Source organism: Klebsiella sp. G-Nf4 (assembly GCF_002810615.1).
Lineage (GTDB): Bacteria > Pseudomonadota > Gammaproteobacteria > Enterobacterales > Enterobacteriaceae > Klebsiella > Klebsiella variicola.
In genome coordinates, this window is record NZ_PION01000015.1 from 82,834 (window position 1) to 102,172 (window position 19,339).

The 19,339-nt window shown below is 57.1% G+C and carries 16 protein-coding genes and 1 riboswitch; of the genes, 9 read left to right on the forward strand and 7 right to left on the reverse strand.

Features of this window, described 5'->3' with window-relative positions:
- Positions 1-56 precede the first annotated feature (56 nt).
- The 3 genes from gldA to CWM57_RS24475 form a co-directional block, all read right to left on the reverse strand.
- Positions 57-1,160, reverse strand: coding sequence for a bifunctional L-1,2-propanediol dehydrogenase/glycerol dehydrogenase (gene gldA / locus CWM57_RS24465; RefSeq protein WP_016162055.1), 1,104 nt, complete (start codon positions 1,158-1,160; stop codon positions 57-59).
- Positions 1,161-1,214: 54 nt separating this feature from the next.
- Complete coding sequence (gene fsa, locus CWM57_RS24470) at positions 1,215-1,877, reverse strand: fructose-6-phosphate aldolase (protein ID WP_100676507.1); 663 nt, start codon at positions 1,875-1,877, stop codon at positions 1,215-1,217.
- Positions 1,878-2,081: 204 nt separating this feature from the next.
- Entirely contained in the window at positions 2,082-3,068 is a 987-nt protein-coding gene (locus CWM57_RS24475) for an AraC family transcriptional regulator (protein WP_165784256.1), read from the reverse strand.
- A gap of 24 nt (positions 3,069-3,092) precedes the next feature.
- Between CWM57_RS24475 and zinT the strand changes: the two genes are divergently transcribed.
- Positions 3,093-3,743 carry a metal-binding protein ZinT gene (gene zinT / locus CWM57_RS24480; protein ID WP_100676509.1) on the forward strand — a complete coding sequence of 217 codons (651 nt, stop codon included), beginning with the start codon at positions 3,093-3,095 and terminating at the stop codon, positions 3,741-3,743.
- 48 nt (positions 3,744-3,791) lie between these two features.
- Here the strand turns inward: zinT and ppc are convergent, their stop codons facing one another.
- Together ppc and argE are read right to left on the reverse strand one after the other, a co-directional pair.
- Complete coding sequence (gene ppc / locus CWM57_RS24485; RefSeq protein WP_074387440.1) at positions 3,792-6,443, reverse strand: phosphoenolpyruvate carboxylase; 2,652 nt, start codon at positions 6,441-6,443, stop codon at positions 3,792-3,794.
- 258 nt (positions 6,444-6,701) lie between these two features.
- Positions 6,702-7,853 carry an acetylornithine deacetylase gene (argE, locus tag CWM57_RS24490; protein WP_012543260.1) on the reverse strand — a complete coding sequence of 384 codons (1,152 nt, stop codon included), beginning with the start codon at positions 7,851-7,853 and terminating at the stop codon, positions 6,702-6,704.
- Positions 7,854-7,966: 113 nt separating this feature from the next.
- Here argE and argC point away from each other — a divergent pair, with 113 nt between their 5' ends.
- From argC to oxyR, 4 genes are all read left to right on the forward strand, one after another.
- Positions 7,967-8,971: an N-acetyl-gamma-glutamyl-phosphate reductase gene (gene argC / locus CWM57_RS24495; RefSeq protein WP_022064625.1), complete on the forward strand. Its 1,005-nt coding sequence runs from the start codon at positions 7,967-7,969 to the stop codon at positions 8,969-8,971.
- A gap of 6 nt (positions 8,972-8,977) precedes the next feature.
- On the forward strand, positions 8,978-9,754 hold the full coding sequence (gene argB / locus CWM57_RS24500; protein ID WP_087805116.1) for an acetylglutamate kinase: 777 nt from the start codon (positions 8,978-8,980) through the stop codon (positions 9,752-9,754).
- Positions 9,755-9,852: 98 nt separating this feature from the next.
- A complete protein-coding gene (gene argH, locus CWM57_RS24510) occupies positions 9,853-11,226 on the forward strand; it encodes an argininosuccinate lyase (protein ID WP_023340882.1) in 1,374 nt (457 codons plus the stop codon).
- Positions 11,227-11,485: 259 nt separating this feature from the next.
- Positions 11,486-12,403 (forward strand): DNA-binding transcriptional regulator OxyR, encoded by a 918-nt coding sequence (gene oxyR / locus CWM57_RS24520; protein WP_008807853.1) that lies wholly within the window; start codon positions 11,486-11,488, stop codon positions 12,401-12,403.
- On the opposite strand, the gene sthA is transcribed toward oxyR, so the two are convergent.
- Entirely contained in the window at positions 12,386-13,786 is a 1,401-nt protein-coding gene (gene sthA / locus CWM57_RS24525) for a Si-specific NAD(P)(+) transhydrogenase (RefSeq protein WP_032731557.1), read from the reverse strand. The two genes, oxyR and sthA, sit on opposite strands and share 18 nt — an antisense overlap.
- A gap of 196 nt (positions 13,787-13,982) precedes the next feature.
- On the opposite strand from sthA, the gene fabR reads away from it, so the two are divergent.
- A complete protein-coding gene (fabR, locus tag CWM57_RS24530) occupies positions 13,983-14,618 on the forward strand; it encodes an HTH-type transcriptional repressor FabR (RefSeq protein ID WP_100676510.1) in 636 nt (211 codons plus the stop codon).
- A gap of 15 nt (positions 14,619-14,633) precedes the next feature.
- Complete coding sequence (locus CWM57_RS24535; RefSeq protein ID WP_002883021.1) at positions 14,634-14,993, forward strand: YijD family membrane protein; 360 nt, start codon at positions 14,634-14,636, stop codon at positions 14,991-14,993.
- Between the two features lie 50 nt (positions 14,994-15,043).
- Here CWM57_RS24535 and trmA read toward each other — a convergent pair whose 3' ends face one another.
- On the reverse strand, positions 15,044-16,144 hold the full coding sequence (gene trmA, locus CWM57_RS24540) for a tRNA (uridine(54)-C5)-methyltransferase TrmA (RefSeq protein WP_016162059.1): 1,101 nt from the start codon (positions 16,142-16,144) through the stop codon (positions 15,044-15,046).
- Between the two features lie 114 nt (positions 16,145-16,258).
- Positions 16,259-16,446: riboswitch (cobalamin riboswitch) on the forward strand.
- 64 nt (positions 16,447-16,510) lie between these two features.
- Here trmA and btuB point away from each other — a divergent pair.
- A complete protein-coding gene (gene btuB, locus CWM57_RS24545; protein ID WP_012969208.1) occupies positions 16,511-18,349 on the forward strand; it encodes a TonB-dependent vitamin B12 receptor BtuB in 1,839 nt (612 codons plus the stop codon).
- Positions 18,294-19,145: a glutamate racemase gene (gene murI, locus CWM57_RS24550; RefSeq protein ID WP_023291541.1), complete on the forward strand. Its 852-nt coding sequence runs from the start codon at positions 18,294-18,296 to the stop codon at positions 19,143-19,145. The genes btuB and murI overlap by 56 nt, the downstream gene beginning before the upstream one ends.
- Positions 19,146-19,339 lie beyond the last annotated feature (194 nt).

A 19,339-nucleotide genomic window follows, 5' to 3' on the forward strand; every position in this document is an offset into this window, starting at 1 on the left:
GTCCGGCAGATAAACATAAAAAAACACCCGGCTGATGCCGGGTGTTTTGCTCTGGTTTATTCCCATTCCTGCAGGAAGCGCTGGCCGTATTGGTCGGCCACCAACAGCGCGGCGTAGACCTGGTCGGAATCGACGCCGCCCGGCATATTGTGAATGGTTTCGCCTTCAGCGCAGGCGGCTTCCGCCACCAGGCGCATTTTGGTCGGGATGTCACCTTTGATATCCAGCTGCGCCAGGGTGATCGGCAGCCCAACGCTGTGGCACAGCGCGGCGACGGTCTCTATTTCGTCCACCGGCGCATTTTCCAGCACCAGCTGCGTCAGGGTACCGAACGCCACTTTTTCCCCGTGATAATAGTGGTGGGCGTCAGGGATGGCCGTCATGCCGTTATGAATCGCGTGCGCCGCCGCCAGACCGCCGCTTTCGAAACCCACGCCGCTCAGGTAGGTGTTGGCTTCCACCACTCGCTCCAGCGCCGGGGTGACCACGTGCTGTTCGGCGGCCAACATCGCTTTTTCACCCTCTTCGAGTAAGGTGTTGTAGCACAGCTCGGCCAGCGCCAGCGCCGCCTGAGTGCATTTCCCGCCCGCCATGGTGGTGGCGCCGCTACGGGAGCAGGCGCGGGCTTCGAACCAGGTGGCCAGCGCATCGCCAATCCCGGCGGCCAGCAGGCGGGCCGGTGCGCCGGCAACAATCTGCGTATCGACAATGACCATGTTGGGGTTGTGCGGCAGCATCAGGTAGCTGTCGAACTCCCCTTCGTCGGTGTAAATCACCGAGAGCGCGCTGCACGGCGCATCGGTGGAGGCGATGGTGGGGGCGATCGCCACTGGCACATTCATAAAGTGAGCCAATGCTTTTGCGGTATCCAGCGTTTTACCACCGCCGATCCCCAGCACGGCGGTGCATTTCGCGCTGCCGGCGATATCGCGCAGGCGATTGATTTCATTATGCGAACACTCACCGCCAAACGGCGCGATTTCGGCCGCCAGGCCAGCATCGGCCAGGCTTTTACGCAGCATCTCTTCCGCAAACCCCAGTACGAACTTATCGCCGACTACCAGCCAGCGTTCGGCCAGCGGCTTCAGATAGTCGCCGAGGCGCTTGATGGCGCCTGCGCCCTGAATGTATTTGCCTGGTGATTGAATAATGCGATCCATTTCGATTCCTCCTCGATGACCGTGCTGCCGCCCGCAGGCGGCTCGCAGGTCCGGTTACAGGTTTAGCGTGCCAAAGGCGTTATTCCAGTCCTGTTCAAACTTCTCTATGGCTGACTCTACCGCAGGGGTGCCGAGCATTTGTTGCGCTACATCTAATGGAAGAGTGATGGCTTCGCAGCCGGCCAGCAGGCAATCCAGCGCCTGACGGGGCGTTTTGAAGCTCGCCGCCAGCACTTTGCTCTCGGGCGCATGCATTTCCAGCAGAGATTGCAGCTCCTGTACCATGCGGATGCCGTCCCCGCCCTGGGCGTCAACGCGGTTAACGTAAGGCGCGACGTACTTTGTGCCGGCCAGTGCGGCCAGCAGGCCTTGCGAAGCGCTGTAGACGGCGGTGCCAAGGGTCGGGATGCCTTCCTTCTTCAGCATTTTGATAGCGGCGAGGCCTTCGGCGGTCACCGGGATTTTAACCACGATGCCCGGCACGGCGTTGCTCAGGCGTTTAGCTTCTTCCACCATGCCCTGCGCATCGCGGCTCATAGTCTGCGCGAAGAGGGTGCCCTCCGGACCGATGGCTTTCTGCAGGCGTGGGAGCACGTCCCATACCGGGGTTTTACCGGCGGCGATAATGCTCGGGTTGGTGGTTACCCCGGCCAGCGGGTAGATGCGGGCCAGGCGTTCCACTTCGGCGACGTTGGCGGTATCCAGATAGAGTTCCATCGTGTTTTCCTCAATGCTTAATTCGATATTGTCGTTGAGGTAAGCATACGGCTTTCGTTCGAAGGGCCGCCAGATGACAAATTTGCCAAAAACTGGATAAATGTACGCATCACGATTAAGGATGATTTAGATCACATTATCGGCGATGGTGGGGTTGTGCAGCAATAAAAGCACGCACAAAAGTCAGGTTTAACACACAAAAATCTAGTTTTTGGCCGGAGAAGATATTTCCGTTAACTGGCTATGATACTGACGGCGGTATTCAGACGGCGAGCGCTCGGTGGTTTTGCGAAACAGGCGGCAGAAATAATTGCTGTCGGCGAAGCCGCAGGCGTGGGCGATATCTTTCACTTTCATATCGTGGCCCTTCAGCAGCATACGGGCCTGTTCAAGACGAATATGGTTCAGATATTCATTGAAGCCCATTGGCCCGCATTTCTGGAACAGGTGAGAAAGATAGTTGGGGGAGAGATAGAACGCCTGGGCCACCGATTCCCGGCTCAGCGGCTCTGCATAATGGGCGTCCATGTACTGGCGGATCGCCTCAAACAGCGCCTGGCTGCGCGAGGAGGTTTGCGCCTGGCTGCCGAGAAGGTCATGGCAGTGGCTGAGCAGGCTGACGACAATGCTGCGGGCGGTTTGCTGCTCCTGCGGCTGCATCCGGAGCTCATTGAGCGCCTGCAGCAGAAATGAACCGACGCGCGGTCCGCGGCGCAGCGCCTGCCGCTTTTCGACAACGGTTATCGCCTTGCCATTCCAGTGCTGCAGCGAGCACTCCAGCCGCTGCTTATCGAACAGGATACTTAACAGCAGGCAGGGCGCCTGCCACTGCGGGCAGTTCCAGCTATCGCCAGGGATATAAAGCGCGTCGTTCGCCTCAAGAGGGCTGGCGTTTTCGCCGAGTACCCGGTCGGGCAACTGCCCATCGATGATGATGTTCAGACGGGGAAAATCAACCTGCACTACCGGCTCAGCAGGCGAGCGCATCTCGCCAGCAAAATAGACCCGGCCGATACCATTCTGCTTTTTTAGGAATGAATCAATAAGTTGATTGATATCGTTGTCCATCGTTCTTCCGTTCAGCGCATCACCTCTTTCATCATACCGGACATTTTTCCAGCGGTAAAAGCGCTTGCCAGTCACGCTTGCTTCCCAGATAAGATATGTTATATCGTAACAATTTGTCGCCATTGATATCAAACTCAGGAGAGAGTAATGACCAGAAAGATCCCCCTGCTGGCCTTTGGATTCGGCATGGTGCTAGTCAGCGCCCAGGTGTTTGCCCACGGCAATCATAACCATGGCCCGGCGTTAACCGACGTCGAGCGTCAGGCCAGCGAAGGCATTTTTGCCGATACAGATGTGCAGGATCGCGCGCTGAGCGATTGGGAGGGCGTCTGGCAGTCGGTAAACCCGTATCTGCTCAACGGCGACCTTGACCCGGTGTTGGAGCAGAAGGCGAAAAAGCCCGGCGGCAAGAGCGTCGAGGAGTATCGCGCCTATTATAAGAAGGGCTACACCACCGATGTGGAGCAGATTGGCATTGAAAATGATGTGATTGAGTTCCACGTTGGCGATGTTGTCAACAGCTGCAAATACCGCTATTCAGGCTACAAAATTCTGCATTACGCCTCCGGCAAGAAGGGCGTACGTTACCTGTTTGAGTGCCAGCAGGGCGATGCCAACGCGCCGAAATTTGTGCAGTTCAGCGACCATATCATTGGCCCGCGTAAATCGCAGCATTTCCATATTTTCATGGGCAATGAATCACAGGAGGCGTTGCTGAAAGAGATGGATAACTGGCCGACCTATTATCCATATGCGCTGCATAAAGAACAGATCGTTGATGAGATGCTGCACCACTAGAACAGGTGAAAATCCCCCGACCGGGCGGCCGGGGGAGAGAGACTTCGATTAGCCGGTGTTACGCATACCGGCGGCAACGCCGGCGATGGTGACCATCAGCGCTTGTTCAACGCGCGGGTCCGGGTCCTTGCCTGCTTCTTCGGCCTGGCGTGAACGGTGCAGCAGTTCCGCCTGCAGGACGTTCAGCGGGTCGGTATAGATATTACGCAGCTGGATAGACTCGGCGATCCACGGCAGGTCGGCCATCAGATGGGAGTCGTTGGCGATGGCCAACACGACGTTGATGTCGGCAGCCAGCAGCTTACGCAGCTCGGTACCCAGCGCCCACAGCTCCGGCTTCACCAGGCGCTGATCGTAGTACTCTGCCAGCCACAGGTCAGCCTTCGAGTAAACCATCTCCAGCATGCCGAGGCGGGTAGAGAAGAACGGCCAGTCGCGACACATTGCTTCCAGTTCACTCTGTTTTCCACCTTCGACCACCTTCTGCAGCGCGGCGCCAGCACCCAGCCAGGCTGGTAGCATCAGACGGTTCTGCGTCCAGGCGAAGATCCACGGAATAGCGCGCAGTGACTCGACGCCGCCGGTTGGGCGACGTTTTGCCGGGCGCGAACCCAGCGGCAGTTTGCCCAGCTCCTGCTCCGGGGTCGCGGAGCGGAAATAAGGGACGAAATCTTTGTTTTCACGCACGTAGCCGCGGTACATCTTGCAGGAGACGTCGGAAAGCTCAGCCATGATCTCGCGCCATTCGGCTTTCGGTTCCGGCGGCGGCAGCAGGTTGGCTTCCAGAATGGCGCTGGTATACAGCGACAGACTGCTGATGGTCACTTCCGGCAGGCCGTACTTAAAGCGGATCATCTCGCCCTGCTCGGTCACGCGCAGACCGCCTTTCAGGCTTCCCGGCGGCTGTGAGAGGAGCGCAGCGTGGGCTGGCGCACCGCCGCGGCCGATGGAACCGCCGCGTCCGTGGAACAGCGTCAGTTCGATACCGGCTTTCTCACAGGTTTTGATCAGCGCGTCCTGCGCCTGGTACTGCGCCCAGGAGGCGGCCATCACGCCAGCATCTTTGGCGGAGTCAGAATAGCCAATCATGACCATCTGCTTGCCCTGGATAAAGCCGCGGTACCAGTCGATATTCAGCAGCTGAGTCATGACATCGTTGGCGTTGTTCAGGTCGTCCAGCGTTTCGAACAGCGGGGCCACCGGCAGAGCAAAACCAATCCCGGCCTCTTTCAGCAGCAGATGAACCGCCAGCACGTCGGACGGCGTTTTCGCCATCGAGATCACGTAGGCGGCGATCGATCCGCGCGGCGCCTCGGCGATCACTTTGCAGGTGTCGAGGACTTCACGGGTCTCTTCGCTTGGCTCCCACTGGCGTGGCAGCAGCGGACGTTTGGAATTCAGTTCGCGGATCAGGAAAGCCTGTTTGTCAGCTTCTGACCAGCTTTCGTAATCGCCGATCCCGAGGTAACGGGTCATTTCCCCCAGCGCTTCGGTATGGCGAGTGCTTTCCTGACGGATATCAATACGCACCAGCGGTACGCCGAAAGACTTCACGCGGCGCAGGGTATCGAGCAGCTCGCCGTTGGCGATAATGCCCATGCCGCAGGCCTGCAGCGACTTATAGCAGGCGTACAGCGGCTCCCACAGCTGCTCGTTCTGAGTGATCAGTCCCGCCGGTTTCGGCAGCTTCTGACCTTTCAGGCGCGCTTCCAGCCAGGTCTGGGTCTCCATCAGCTGAGTGCGCAGTTTCTTCATCAGATAACGGTACGGTTCCTGAGCGCCCTCGGCGCCAGCCAGGGCGCGCAGCTCGTCGGTACACTCCACCATCGACAGCTCGGAGATCAGCACCTGCACGTCTTTGAGGAACAGGTCGGTCGCTTTCCAGCGGCTGAGCAGCAGCACGTGGCGGGTGATGTCGGCGGTCACGTTTGGGTTGCCGTCGCGGTCGCCGCCCATCCACGAGGTGAAGCGCACCGGGACGAAGTCCACCGGCAACTGATAGCCAAGGTTGGCTTCCAGCTGTTCGTTCAGCTCGCGCAGATAGTTAGGCACCCCTTCCCACAGGCTGTTTTCCACCACCGCGAAGCCCCATTTGGCTTCGTCGACCGGAGACGGGCGGTATTTACGGATCTCGTCAGTATGCCAGGACTGGGCGATCAGCTGGCGCAGACGGCGCATCAGCTGATGGTGTTCGTAGTCGGCGATGTCTTTATTGTCCAGTTGCTTGAGGCAGCTGTTCACTTCCACCATTTTATGGATCAGCGTCCGGCGGGTGATCTCGGTCGGGTGGGCGGTTAATACCAGCTCCAGAGACAGAGATTCCACCGCTTTTTTGATGGTGTCTTCGTTGAGATTGGGTTGGTCTTTGAGCTTTCTCAGGGTACGCGCAATGACTTCCGGATTGCTGGCCGCTTCGCCATTCGGCGAAATGCTGTGGTACTGCTCAGCGGTGTTCGCCAGATTCAGAAACTGGCTGAAGGCACGGGCAACCGGCAGCAGTTCGTCGTTAGACAAATTCTGCAGCGTGGTCAGCAGCTCCTGGCGGTTAGCTTCGTTGCCGGCGCGTGAAGATTTGGACAACTTACGGATAGTTTCGACACGATCAAGAATATTTTCTCCCAATGCATCCTTGATGGTATCGCCCAGCACCTTGCCGAGCATACTGACATTACTACGCAATGCGGAATATTGTTCGTTCATGTTACCCCAGACACCCCATCTCATTTTATTTTGTTATATCCGCTGCGCTGGAACGTGAGCAACGGATAAGCAACCCGTCTTTTATAAAGCCACGTAAATACCCCCACGTCAATTACTGCGAAATCGCTTCAGCAAACGAGTAAATCGCCGTAATTTGCGAAATTTAATTCAGGGGTCGCTGGATAAGCATCGCTTATGGAAATGTGACGATCGTCACCGTTCCGCCCCGGGAGAACGGGGCGGAAAAAGAGGGCGATTTTAGTGCCAGCAGAAGTGATGAACCACCTGGCTAATCAGCTCCCGGGTCGGCTTGATAAAGCGCGTCTCCAGATACTCGTCAGGCTGATGGGCCTGGTTGATGGAGCCTGGGCCAAGAACCAGCGTCGGGCACAGCGTCTGGATAAACGGCGCTTCGGTGCAATAGTTCACCACGTCAGTCTGCGCGCCGAGCAGTTTCTCAACCACCTGCACCAGCTTATGGTCCGGCGGGCATTCGTAGCCGGGGATCGGCGGGTGCAGCTCTGAGACCGTCAGGCGGCCCGGCCAGCGCTCACTGACGGGCGCCAGCGCCTCGCCCAACAGACCATTAAGATCGTTGAGGGTCATCCCCGGCAGCGGGCGGATATCCATATGCAGTTCGCAGCAGGCGCAGATACGGTTTGAGGCATCGCCGCCATGGATAGCGCCCAGGTTGAGGGTTGGGTAAGGGACCGTGAACGCCTCGAAGTGGTAGCGCTCTTTTAGCAGATCACGCAGCTGCATAATGCGGCCGATGGCGTCGTGCATCAGCTCAATCGCGTTGACTCCGCGCGCCGGATCGCTGGAGTGGCCGGACTGGCCCTGAATTCGGATCGCGTTGGACATATGTCCTTTGTGGGCGCGGATCGGCTGCAGGGAGGTGGGCTCGCCGATAATGGCGCAGTCCGGGCGCAGCTGGGTGGTTTCGGCAAAATAGCGCGCGCCGGCCATGCTGGTCTCTTCGTCGGCGGTGGCCAGAATATACAGCGGTTTTTTCAGCGTGGTGACGTCGACATCGCGCAGTGCGTCGAGAATAAAGGCGAAGAAGCCTTTCATGTCAGCTGTGCCGAGGCCGTAGAGCTTGTTATCGTGTTCGGTGAGGGTGAACGGATCCCGCGTCCAGCGGCCATCATCGAATGGCACGGTATCGGTATGCCCGGCGAGCAGCAGGCCGCCGGCGCCGTGTCCGGTGCTGGCCAGCAGGTTGAATTTATGGCGCGTATCCGGCACCGGCTGTACCTCAACATTGAAGCCGAGATCGCGGAACCAGCCTGCCAGCAAATTGATTAAAGACTCATTGCTTTGATCGAGAGCCTCTTCGGTCGCGCTGATGGACGGTGTGGCGATCAACGCGCGGTAAATCTCGATAAAGGGCGGTAAATTGTTTTTCATTGTTGACACACCTTGGGTCGTGATAGTATCAATATTCATGCATTTATTGTGAATAAAAATACAATATCGTTGAGCGTAAGAAAACCCATCGAATGTAAGGAGATGCGCTTCCAATGTTAAATACGCTGATTGTGGGTGCCAGTGGTTATGCCGGCGCAGAGCTGGTGACCTATATCAATCGTCATCCGCATATGAACATAACCGCTTTGACGGTCTCCGCGCAAAGCAATGATGCGGGAAAATTAATTTCCGACCTGCATCCGCAGCTCAAAGGCATTGTCGATATGCCGCTGCAGCCGATGTCCGATATCAGCGAATTCAGCGCTGGCGTGGACGTGGTGTTTCTCGCCACCGCGCACGAAGTGAGTCACGACCTGGCGCCGCAGTTCCTTGCCGCTGGCTGCGTGGTGTTCGATCTTTCCGGTGCCTTCCGCGTTAACGATGGGGCGTTCTACGAAAAATATTACGGTTTCACTCATCAACATCCCGACCTGCTCAAACAGGCGGTGTATGGTCTGGCGGAGTGGAGCGCGGATGCGCTTAAAGAAGCGCAGTTAATCGCGGTGCCTGGCTGCTATCCGACGGCGGCGCAGCTGTCGCTGAAGCCGCTGATTGAGGCCAATCTGCTGGATCTGAACCAGTGGCCGGTGATCAACGCCACCAGCGGGGTGAGCGGCGCGGGTCGTAAAGCCGCGATCGGCAATAGCTTCTGTGAAGTGAGCCTGCAGCCATACGGCATCTTTAACCATCGCCATCAGCCGGAGATTGCCAGCCACCTCGGGGCAAAGGTGATTTTTACCCCGCACCTGGGTAATTTTAAGCGCGGCATCCTTGAAACCATTACCTGCCGCCTGAAGCCGGGCGTCGGCCACGCGCAGATCGCAGCGGTTTACCAGCAGGCTTACGCCGATAAACCGCTGGTACGTTTATATGATAAAGGCGTACCCGCATTGAAAAGCGTCGAGGGTCTGCCATTCTGTGATATCGGTTTTGCCGTGCAGGACGACCATCTCATCGTCGTCGCAGCAGAAGATAACCTGCTGAAAGGCGCCGCAGCGCAGGCAGTGCAGTGCGCGAATATTCGTTTCGGCTTCGCTGAGACGCAGTCTCTTATTTAAGGTGTGATGATGAACCCATTAATTATCAAACTCGGCGGCGTATTACTCGATAGCGAAGAAGCGCTGGAGCGCCTGTTTACCGCGCTGGTTAATTACCGTGAAGCGCACCAGCGTCCGCTGATTATTGTCCACGGCGGCGGCTGCGTGGTGGATGAGCTGATGAAACAGCTCAATCTGCCGGTGCAGAAGAAAAATGGCCTGCGGGTTACGCCAGCCGATCAGATTGACATTATTACCGGCGCGCTGGCGGGAACGGCCAACAAGACGCTGCTGGCATGGGCGAAAAAGCACGGTCTGGCCTCTGTCGGCCTGTTCCTCGGCGATGGCGATAGCGTGAAGGTCACGCAGCTGGATGCCGAGCTGGGCCATGTCGGGCTGGCGCAGCCGGGCTCCCCGGCGCTGATCAACACCCTGTTGGCGGGCGGTTACCTGCCGGTGGTGAGCTCTATCGGGGTGACCGATGAAGGCCAGCTGATGAACGTCAATGCTGACCAGGCGGCGACAGCGCTGGCGGCCACCCTGGGGGCGGATCTGATCCTGCTGTCTGATGTCAGCGGTATCCTCGACGGTAAAGGACAGCGCATTGCCGAGATGACCGCCGAGAAAGCGGAGCAACTGATCGAGCAGGGCATTATCACTGACGGCATGATTGTTAAAGTGAATGCGGCCCTTGACGCCGCACGTGCCCTGGGCCGTCCGGTGGATATCGCCTCCTGGCGTCACGCCGAGCAGCTGCCAGCGTTATTTAACGGCACGCCGATCGGCACACGTATTCTGGCTTAAGATTTCATGCCCGGCGGCGCGTCGTCTGCCGGGCTTACAGACTGTAGGCCGGGCGGCACAATGCCGCCGGCAGAACTAACGAATAAAGGAAGCATGTTATGGCACTTTGGGGCGGGCGTTTTACACAGGCAGCAGATCAACGGTTCAAACAGTTCAACGACTCGTTGCGCTTCGACTATCGTCTGGCGGAGCAGGATATCGTTGGCTCTGTCGCCTGGTCGAAAGCGCTGGTAACGGTCGGCGTTCTGAGTGCCGCGGAACAGCAGCAGCTGGAAGAAGCGCTGAACGTGCTACTGGAAGAGGTGCGCGCCAATCCGCAGCAAATCCTCGCCAGCGATGCCGAAGATATTCACAGCTGGGTGGAAGGCAAGCTGATCGATAAAGTGGGCCAGCTGGGCAAGAAACTGCACACCGGGCGCAGCCGTAACGACCAGGTCGCCACCGATCTTAAACTGTGGTGCAAAGATACCGTTGTCGAACTGCTGTCGGCGAATCGCCAGCTGCAGAGCGCGCTGGTGGAGACCGCCCAGCATAACCAGGACGCGGTGATGCCGGGGTACACTCACCTGCAGCGCGCGCAGCCAGTGACGTTCGCACACTGGTGTCTGGCCTACGTTGAAATGCTGGCGCGTGACGAAAGCCGCCTGCAGGACGCGCTGAAGCGCCTTGACGTCAGCCCGTTGGGCTGCGGTGCGCTGGCGGGGACGGCGTATGAAATCGACCGCGAGCAGCTGGCCGGCTGGCTGGGCTTTGCCTCTGCCACCCGCAACAGCCTCGACAGCGTTTCCGATCGCGACCATGTTCTGGAGCTGCTTTCTGATGCATCTATTGGCATGGTGCATCTGTCGCGCTTTGCTGAAGATCTGATTTTCTTTAACTCCGGCGAGGCGAACTTCGTCGAGCTTTCTGATCGCGTGACCTCCGGCTCCTCCCTGATGCCGCAGAAGAAAAACCCGGACGCGCTGGAATTGATTCGTGGTAAATGCGGCCGCGTGCAGGGTGCGTTGACCGGCATGATGATGACGCTGAAAGGGCTGCCACTGGCCTACAACAAAGACATGCAGGAAGATAAAGAGGGGCTTTTCGATGCCCTGGATACCTGGCTCGACTGCCTGCATATGGCGACCCTGGTGCTGGATGGCATCCAGGTGAAACGTCCGCGCTGTGCGGAAGCGGCGCAGCAGGGCTATGCCAACGCGACAGAGCTGGCAGATTATCTGGTGGCGAAAGGCGTTCCGTTCCGTGAAGCGCACCATATTGTTGGTGAGGCGGTAGTCGAAGCCATTGCGCAAGGGAAACCGCTGGAAGCGCTGCCCCTGGCCGATCTGCAGAAATTCAGTCCGGTCATCGCAGACGATGTTTATCCGATTCTGTCTCTGCAGTCCTGCCTCGATAAACGCGCAGCGAAAGGCGGCGTCTCGCCGCAGCAGGTGGCGCAGGCTATCAGCGACGCGAAAGCGCGCCTGAGCTAATTCTCTGGCATCCGCCTTTCTGAACCCGGCCGAGCCTGACGACGCCGGGTTTTTTATGCAAAAAAAAAGCGGACACAAGGTCCGCAAAAGTTCACGTTGGCTTTAGTTGTTCGGGTAGAGAAACAGTGTGACGGGCCAATGATTTTCACAGGTTTACCGTCTCTATGGGCGTATTATTGAACAGAAAGCTTGATAGGGATAATCGTTCGTTGCTATGCTATCTATCGCCATGGACTATCGTGGCGATGGAGGATGAATAATGAATATTCGCGATCTTGAATACCTGGTAGCGCTCGCCGAACACCGCCACTTCCGGCGGGCGGCTGACTCATGCCACGTGAGCCAACCGACGCTCAGCGGACAGATCCGCAAGCTCGAGGATGAACTTGGCGTCATGCTGCTGGAGCGCACCAGCCGTAAGGTTCTGTTTACCCAGGCGGGGCTGTTGCTGGTGGATCAGGCGCGTACCGTGTTACGCGAAGTAAAAGTGCTCAAGGAGATGGCAAGCCAACAAGGGGAAACCATGTCCGGGCCGTTGCACATCGGCTTGATCCCGACAATTGGCCCGTACCTGCTGCCGCAAATCATTCCGATGCTGCACCAAACCTTTCCGAAACTGGAAATGTACCTGCACGAAGCGCAGACCCATCAGCTACTGGCTCAGCTCGACAGCGGTAAGCTCGACTGCGCCATTCTGGCGCTGGTCAAAGAGAGCGAGGCCTTTATCGAGGTGCCGCTGTTTGATGAGCCGATGATGCTGGCTATCTATGAGGATCACCCGTGGGCGAACCGCGACCGCGTGCCGATGTCGGATCTGGCTGGTGAAAAGCTGCTGATGCTGGAGGATGGCCACTGCTTGCGCGATCAGGCGATGGGCTTTTGCTTTGAAGCGGGAGCGGATGAAGATACCCACTTCCGGGCGACCAGTCTGGAAACGCTACGCAATATGGTGGCGGCAGGCAGCGGCATTACCTTGCTGCCTGCGCTGGCGGTACCGCAGGAAAGAAAACGCGATGGCGTGGTCTATCTGCCGTGCATTAAGCCAGAGCCAAGACGAACCATCGGCCTGGTTTACCGTCCCGGCTCCCCGCTGCGCAGCCGCTATGAACATCTGGCGGAGGCCATCCGCGGTACGATGGATGGCCATTTCGACAAGGCGTTAAAACAGGCGGTTTAAGCCGTTCAGCGCGGCGACCCGATACGCTTCCGCCATGGTCGGGTAGTTAAAGGTGGTGTTGACGAAGTACTCAATGGTGTTACCACCACCTTTCTGCTCCATGATCGCCTGGCCGATATGAATGATTTCGGCTGCGCGTTCGCCAAAGCAGTGAATGCCGAGGATCTCCTTGGTCTCTCGATGGAACAGGATCTTCAGGGTTCCCACGCTCATGCCAACGATTTGCGCCCGCGCCAGGTGTTTAAACTGGGCGCGACCCACCTCATACGGCACTTTCATTGCCGTCAGCTGCTGCTCGGTTTTCCCGACGGAGCTGATTTCCGGAATGGTGTAGATCCCGGTTGGGATATCTTCAATCAGATGCGCTGAGGCTTCGCCTTTCACCAGCGCCTGGGCGGCAATGCGCCCTTGATCGTAGGCGGCAGAAGCCAGGCTTGGATAGCCGATGACATCGCCAACCGCATAGACGTGCGGGAGGGCGGTCTGGTACATGCTGTTGACCTTCAGCTGGCCGCGGCTGTCAGTCTGCAGACCGATGTTTTCCAGCGCCAGGGTGTCGGTATTGCCGGTGCGCCCGTTGGCGTACAGCAGGCAATCGGCCTTCAGCTTTTTGCCGGACTTCAGGTGCATGATCACACCGTCATCCACCCCCTCAATTTTCTCATACTCCTCGTTGTGGCGAATGACCACGCCGCTGTTCCAGAAGTGATAAGAGAGCGAGTCTGACATCTCCTGATCGAGGAAGGCCAGCAGACGATCGCGGGTGTTGATCAGATCGACCTTCACCTCCATGCCGCGGAAGATCGAGGCATATTCGCAACCGATCACCCCGGCGCCGTAAATGATCACGTGGCGCGGCTCATGCTGCAGGCTGAGAATCGAATCGCTGTCATAGATGCGCGGGTGGTGGAAATCGACATCGGCCGGATGATAGGGACGTGACCCGCAGGCGATAACGAATTTCTCCGCGGTCACCGTCTCGACCGTGCCGTCATGGCATTCCAGCGCCAGAGTATGTTCATCAACGAAGTGCGCGTTGCCCTGCAGAATTTCACAGTGGTTGCGCTCATAGAATCCCTGGCGCATATGAGTCTGCTGGTTGATGACGCTGTCGGCATGGTTGAGGATGTCGGCGAAAGAAGAGCGAAGAAGGCGGGAGTGGTCGCTGTAGAGGGGGTTTTGGTTAAACTCGATAATACGGCTGACGGCATGGCGGAGGGCTTTCGACGGGATGGTGCCCCAGTGGGTGCAACCGCCGCCGACATTATGGTAGCGCTCAATGACGGCAACGCGTACTCCCTGTTTCACCAGCCCCATGGCGGCGCCTTCGCCGCCAGGACCGGAACCAATCACTATTGCATCATAATCCCAAGAGTGTGACATGGCATTACTCACCTGTTTTATACATAAAATAAACACGATGATAACATTCGCTGCGCTTTAACCCAATTATCGTTGTGCTTTTTTGCGGCATAAAAGCAGAAACGGCTCGTAAACAATCATTCACAATCCAGTGCAAACCGATTAGTTTTAATCTCTGGTATAGTGCCAGCAGGGCTATTGGAAGGATTCATACATCGTGATGGGCGTAAGAGCACAACAAAAAGAAAAAACCCGCCGTTCGCTGGTGGAAGCAGCATTCAGCCAACTTAGCGCGGAGCGGAGTTTCGCCAGCCTGAGCTTGCGCGAAGTGGCGCGGGAAGCTGGGATCGCGCCGACGTCCTTTTATCGTCATTTTCGCGATGTCGATGAGTTAGGCCTGACGATGGTCGATGAGAGCGGACTAATGCTGCGCCAGCTGATGCGCCAGGCGCGCCAGAGAATTGCTAAAGGCGGCAGCGTGATCCGTACCTCGGTCTCCACCTTTATGGAGTTTATCGGTAACAATCCGAACGCCTTCCGCTTGCTGTTGCGAGAGCGCTCGGGAACCTCTTCGGCGTTTCGCGCCGCCGTCGCGCGCGAGATCCAGCACTTTATCGCGGAACTCGCCGACTATTTAGAACTCGAAAACCATATGCCGCGCGCCTTCACCGAAGCGCAGGCTGAAGCTATGGTCACCATCGTCTTTAGTGCTGGCGCGGAAGCGCTGGATGTCGGCCCTGAACAGCGCCGGCAGCTGGAAGAACGGTTGGTGCTGCAGCTCAGAATGATCTCGAAAGGCGCGTATTACTGGTATCGCCGTGAACAAGAAAAAATGTCACATCATTCCGAATAACGTGAAGGACGAGCAATGAAACACTCAGTTCAAGATAAAGGTACGCTGCTGCTGGCGCTGATTGCCGGGTTATCCATTAATGGCGCCTTTGCGGCGCTGTTCAGTTCGATAGTTCCGTTTTCCGTCTTCCCGATTTTATCTCTGCTGCTGACGGTCTACTGTCTGCATCAGCGCTATCAGAATCGCAGTATGCCCGTTGGGCTTCCGGGCCTGGCCGCCGCCTTTTTTATTCTCGGGGTGCTGTTGTACAGCACCGTCGTGCGTGCGGAGTACCCGGATATCGGCTCTAACTTCTTCCCGGCCGTTCTGTCCGTCGCGATGGTCTTCTGGATCGGTTACAAGATGCGTAACCGCAAAGATACGGCAGCCGAGTAAGCCGCCAACGGTAAAAAACCGGCAATATGACGTTGCCGGTTTTTTTGGGCCTATTTCCGGGTCAGCAGAACGCCGCATTCCATATGATGGGTGTACGGGAACTGATCGAACAGCGCCAGTCGGGTGACGTTGTGCGTCTGGCTTAACGTCTCCAGATTGCGGCACAGCGTTTCCGGGTTGCACGAAATGTACAGAATGCGCGGATAGGCCTGCACCATTTTTTCCGTTTCGCTGTCCAGTCCACTGCGCGGCGGATCGACGAAAATGGTCTCGCACTGATAGCTCTGCAGATCGATACCCTGCAGACGGTTGAACTCCCGCACGCCATTCATCGCCTGAGTAAACTCTTCCGCCGCCATGCGGATAATCTGCACGTTGTCGATATGGTTAGCGGCGATGTTGTACTGCGCCGCAGCCACCGACGGTTTGGCGATTTCGGTGGCCAGCACGCGATCAAAATTACGTGCCAGCGCCAGCGAGAAGTTACCGTTGCCGCAGTACAATTCCAGCAGGTCACCGGTCGCCTCTTTGGTGACATCCAGCGCCCACTCCAGCATCTGAATGTTCATGGCCGCGTTCGGCTGGGTAAAACTGTTTTCCACCTGACGGTAGATCATTTCTCGACCGCCAACCGGCAGGCGTTCATCTATATAGTCCTGATCGAGCTCGATTTTGGTTTTGGTCGCCCGTCCAATTAGATGCACATTGAGTCCCTGGGCTCGCAGGGCGTCACGCAGCGCCTCCGCTTGCTCACGCCAGGCATCATCCAGCTTTTTATGATACAGCAGCGAGACGACCGCCTGGTTGCTGAGGGTGGTCAGATAGTCAATCTGGAACAATTTATGGCGCAGCACGGGATTGTTGCGTACGCCCTCCAGCATGGCGGTCATCAGCTGATTGATAAGCGCGCTGGCTGCCGGAAAGCTGTCAACGCGAATCCGCGACCGGGTCTGCTGATCGAAAATAATATGGTACAGATCGTCGCCATCGTGCCACAGACGGAACTCGGCACGCATCCGGTAGTGGCTGACCGGCGAACGAAACACTTCCGGAACCGGCGCGGCAAAAGGCGCCATCATGGTTTGCAAACGGACGACTTTTTCTGCCAGCTGCGCTTCGTATTGTTCGGTAGGAAGGTGTTCGGGGGTCATGATGTATCCTGAATAAAATAAGTACGCGGGGATTGTAGGGAAAGCGCCGGGGATGTCCAGCCTCGAATGTGGCGGGAAATATAATTAGCAGTCTGGACATCTATATGATTCTAATTGTAGCATTCGCCTACCGGTCCTGTGAGTTAAAAGGGAACCCAGTGGAAATCTGGGGCTGACGCGCAGCGGTAAGGAAGGTGAGAAATGAGCGCACTCGGTGCAGACACTGCGGTTAGCCGTGGGAAGTCATTATTTCTTGAAACAGCCTCCAAGCCCGAAGACCTGCCGGAATACGTCGCACTGGGTTTTATCGTCGCGAGCAACTGATAAAACCTGCGGCATCCTTTTTCTGTTTCGGATGCTTTTACAATGATTAAAAAAGCTTCGCTGATGACGGCCTTATCCGTCACGGCATTTTCCGGCTGGGCGCAGGATAGCAATTCAGATACGTTGGTGGTGACAGCAAACCGTTTTCAACAGCCGGTCAATACCGTGCTGGCGCCGACTGATATAGTGACGCGCGATGACATCGACCGCTGGCAATCCAAAGATTTAAACGATGTCATGCGTCGTCTTCCCGGGGTCGATATTGCCCGCAACGGCGGCATGGGGCAGAGCGCTTCGCTGTATGTTCGGGGGACGGAGGCTCGCCACGTGCTGGTGCTGATCGACGGTGTGCCGATGGCGCGTCCGGGGATCTCCAATGGCGTGGATATCAGTCAGATCCCTATCTCACTGGTCCAGCGGGTGGAATACATCCGTGGGCCGCGCTCCGCAGTCTACGGCTCCGGAGCGATCGGTGGGGTGGTGAACATTATCACCATGACCGACGCTGAGCGTTCGCAAATTAACGCCGGCGCAGGGACGAACGGCTATCAGTCCTACGATGGCGCCTTTAACAAGCGGTTTGGCGATACGCTGGTTACCGCTGCCGGCGCCTATCAGACCACCAAAGGGTTTAACGTTCAGCCAAACTCCTCTTATAGTGGCGACAGCGATCGCGACGGCTACCGCAATAAAATGCTGTGGGGCGGGGTACAACATCAGTTCGATGACAACTTCTCAGGTTTTTTCCGCGGCTATGGTTATTCCGCCAACGCTGATTATGACCAGGGCAACTGGGGCTATGCAGGCGGAAACGATGAAGACCAGTCTTATACCCAGTCCTGGGATACCGGTCTGCACTACCACTCCGGGATTTACTCCTCTCAGCTGATTGCTAACTATCAGCGTATCAAAGATTACAACTACAGCAGCGACGCTGGCCGCTATGCCGCGGGCACTACCCTGGATGATATGGAACAGCGCTATATCCAGTGGGGAAATAATGTTGTGGTGGGTCATGGTGCGGTGAGCGGCGGCGTTGACTGGAAACAAGAGAAGCTGAAATCCAGCGGAACGACCAGTACCGACGTATATAAGCGTGATACCACCGGTCTCTATCTGACGGGCCAGCAGCAGATTGATAGCGTGACGCTGGAAGCTTCCGGCCGTGAGGATCATGACGAGCAGTTTGGCTGGCACGGAACCTGGCAGACGGCGGCAGGCTGGGAGTTTATCGACGGTTATCGGACAACGCTTTCGTACGGCACAGGATTCCTCGCCCCCTCCCTCGGGCAGCAGTACGGTGCAGAACGCTTTGGCATCGCCTCTAACCCGAACCTGAAACCCGAGGAGTCGAAGCAATGGGAAGCGGGCCTCGAAGGGTTAACGGGGCCGCTCGACTGGCGCCTCTCCGCGTATCGCTATGAGATTCAGAACCTCATCGATTACGACAACAACGCCTATTACAACGTCAAGTCTGCGACGATCAAGGGGCTGGAGTGGACGGGGAATGTCACCACCGGGCCGGTGGAGCATCATCTGACGCTGCAGTATGTTGACCCTCGCGATGACGAAACCAACAAGATCCTCTATCGCCGGGCGAAGCAGCAGGTGAAATACGAGCTGAACGGTCAGGTCTACGATCTGGGGTGGGATGTGACGTATCACTACATCGGCAAGCGTTACGATTATGACTACGACAACTCGCGTACCGTCAATATGGGTGGGTTGAGTCTCTGGGATGTCGGTTTATCGTATCCCGTCACCTCACACCTGACAGTTCGTGGTAAAATAGCCAACCTGTTCGATAAAGATTACGAGACAGTTTATGGCTACCAATCTGCAGGACGGGAATACACCTTGTCTGGCAGCTACACCTTCTGATCCACGTCCCACCGTGCTGGTGTTTGATTCCGGCGTCGGTGGGTTGTCGGTTTATAATGAGATTCGGCAGCTGCTGCCGAATCTGCATTACATCTATGCTTTTGATAACGTCGCTTTCCCGTACGGTGAGAAGAGCGAGGAGTTTATCGTTGAGCGCGTTGTGGAAATCGTGACTGCCGTTCAGCAACGCTATCCACTGGCGCTGGCGGTGATCGCCTGCAACACCGCCAGTACCGTCTCGCTACCCGCCCTGCGTGAAAAGTTCGCCTTCCCCGTCGTTGGCGTGGTGCCGGCGATTAAGCCCGCCGCCCGCTTAACGGCGAACGGCATTGTTGGCCTGCTGGCGACCCGCGGTACCGTTAAGCGTCCTTACACCCGTGAGCTGATCGACCGCTTTGCCAATGAATGTCGGATTGAAATGCTGGGGTCGGCGGAGCTGGTGGAACTGGCGGAAGCGAAACTGCACGGCGAGCCTGTGCCGTTAGAAGAGCTGCGCCGTATCCTGCGCCCGTGGCTGCGGATGCAGGAGCCGCCGGATACGGTGGTGCTGGGCTGTACCCACTTTCCTCTTTTACAGGAGGAGCTGCAGCGCGTTCTGCCGGAGGGCACGCGACTGATCGATTCTGGCGCGGCGATTGCCCGCCGCACCGCCTGGCTGTTGGAGCATGAAGCACCGGATGCGAAGTCCAGTGACGAGAATAAGGCATTCTGCATGGCGCTGACGGCAGAAACAGAACAACTTTTACCCGTTCTGCATCGCTATGGCTTCTCGACGCTGGAAAAATTACCGCTTTAAGGGCGTTTTGCACAAAAAAGAGACGGTTGAATAATTTTTTGAAAACAGGGCTTGTCAACGTCTCAGAACTCCCTATAATGCGCCTCCACTGACACGGAACAACGGCAAGCAAGCCGCCGGGTCAGCAGGGTTTCGGCGATGAAGTTCAATGCTGAAAACCGACAGAGAAAAGCAAAATAAGCGCTTGACTCTGC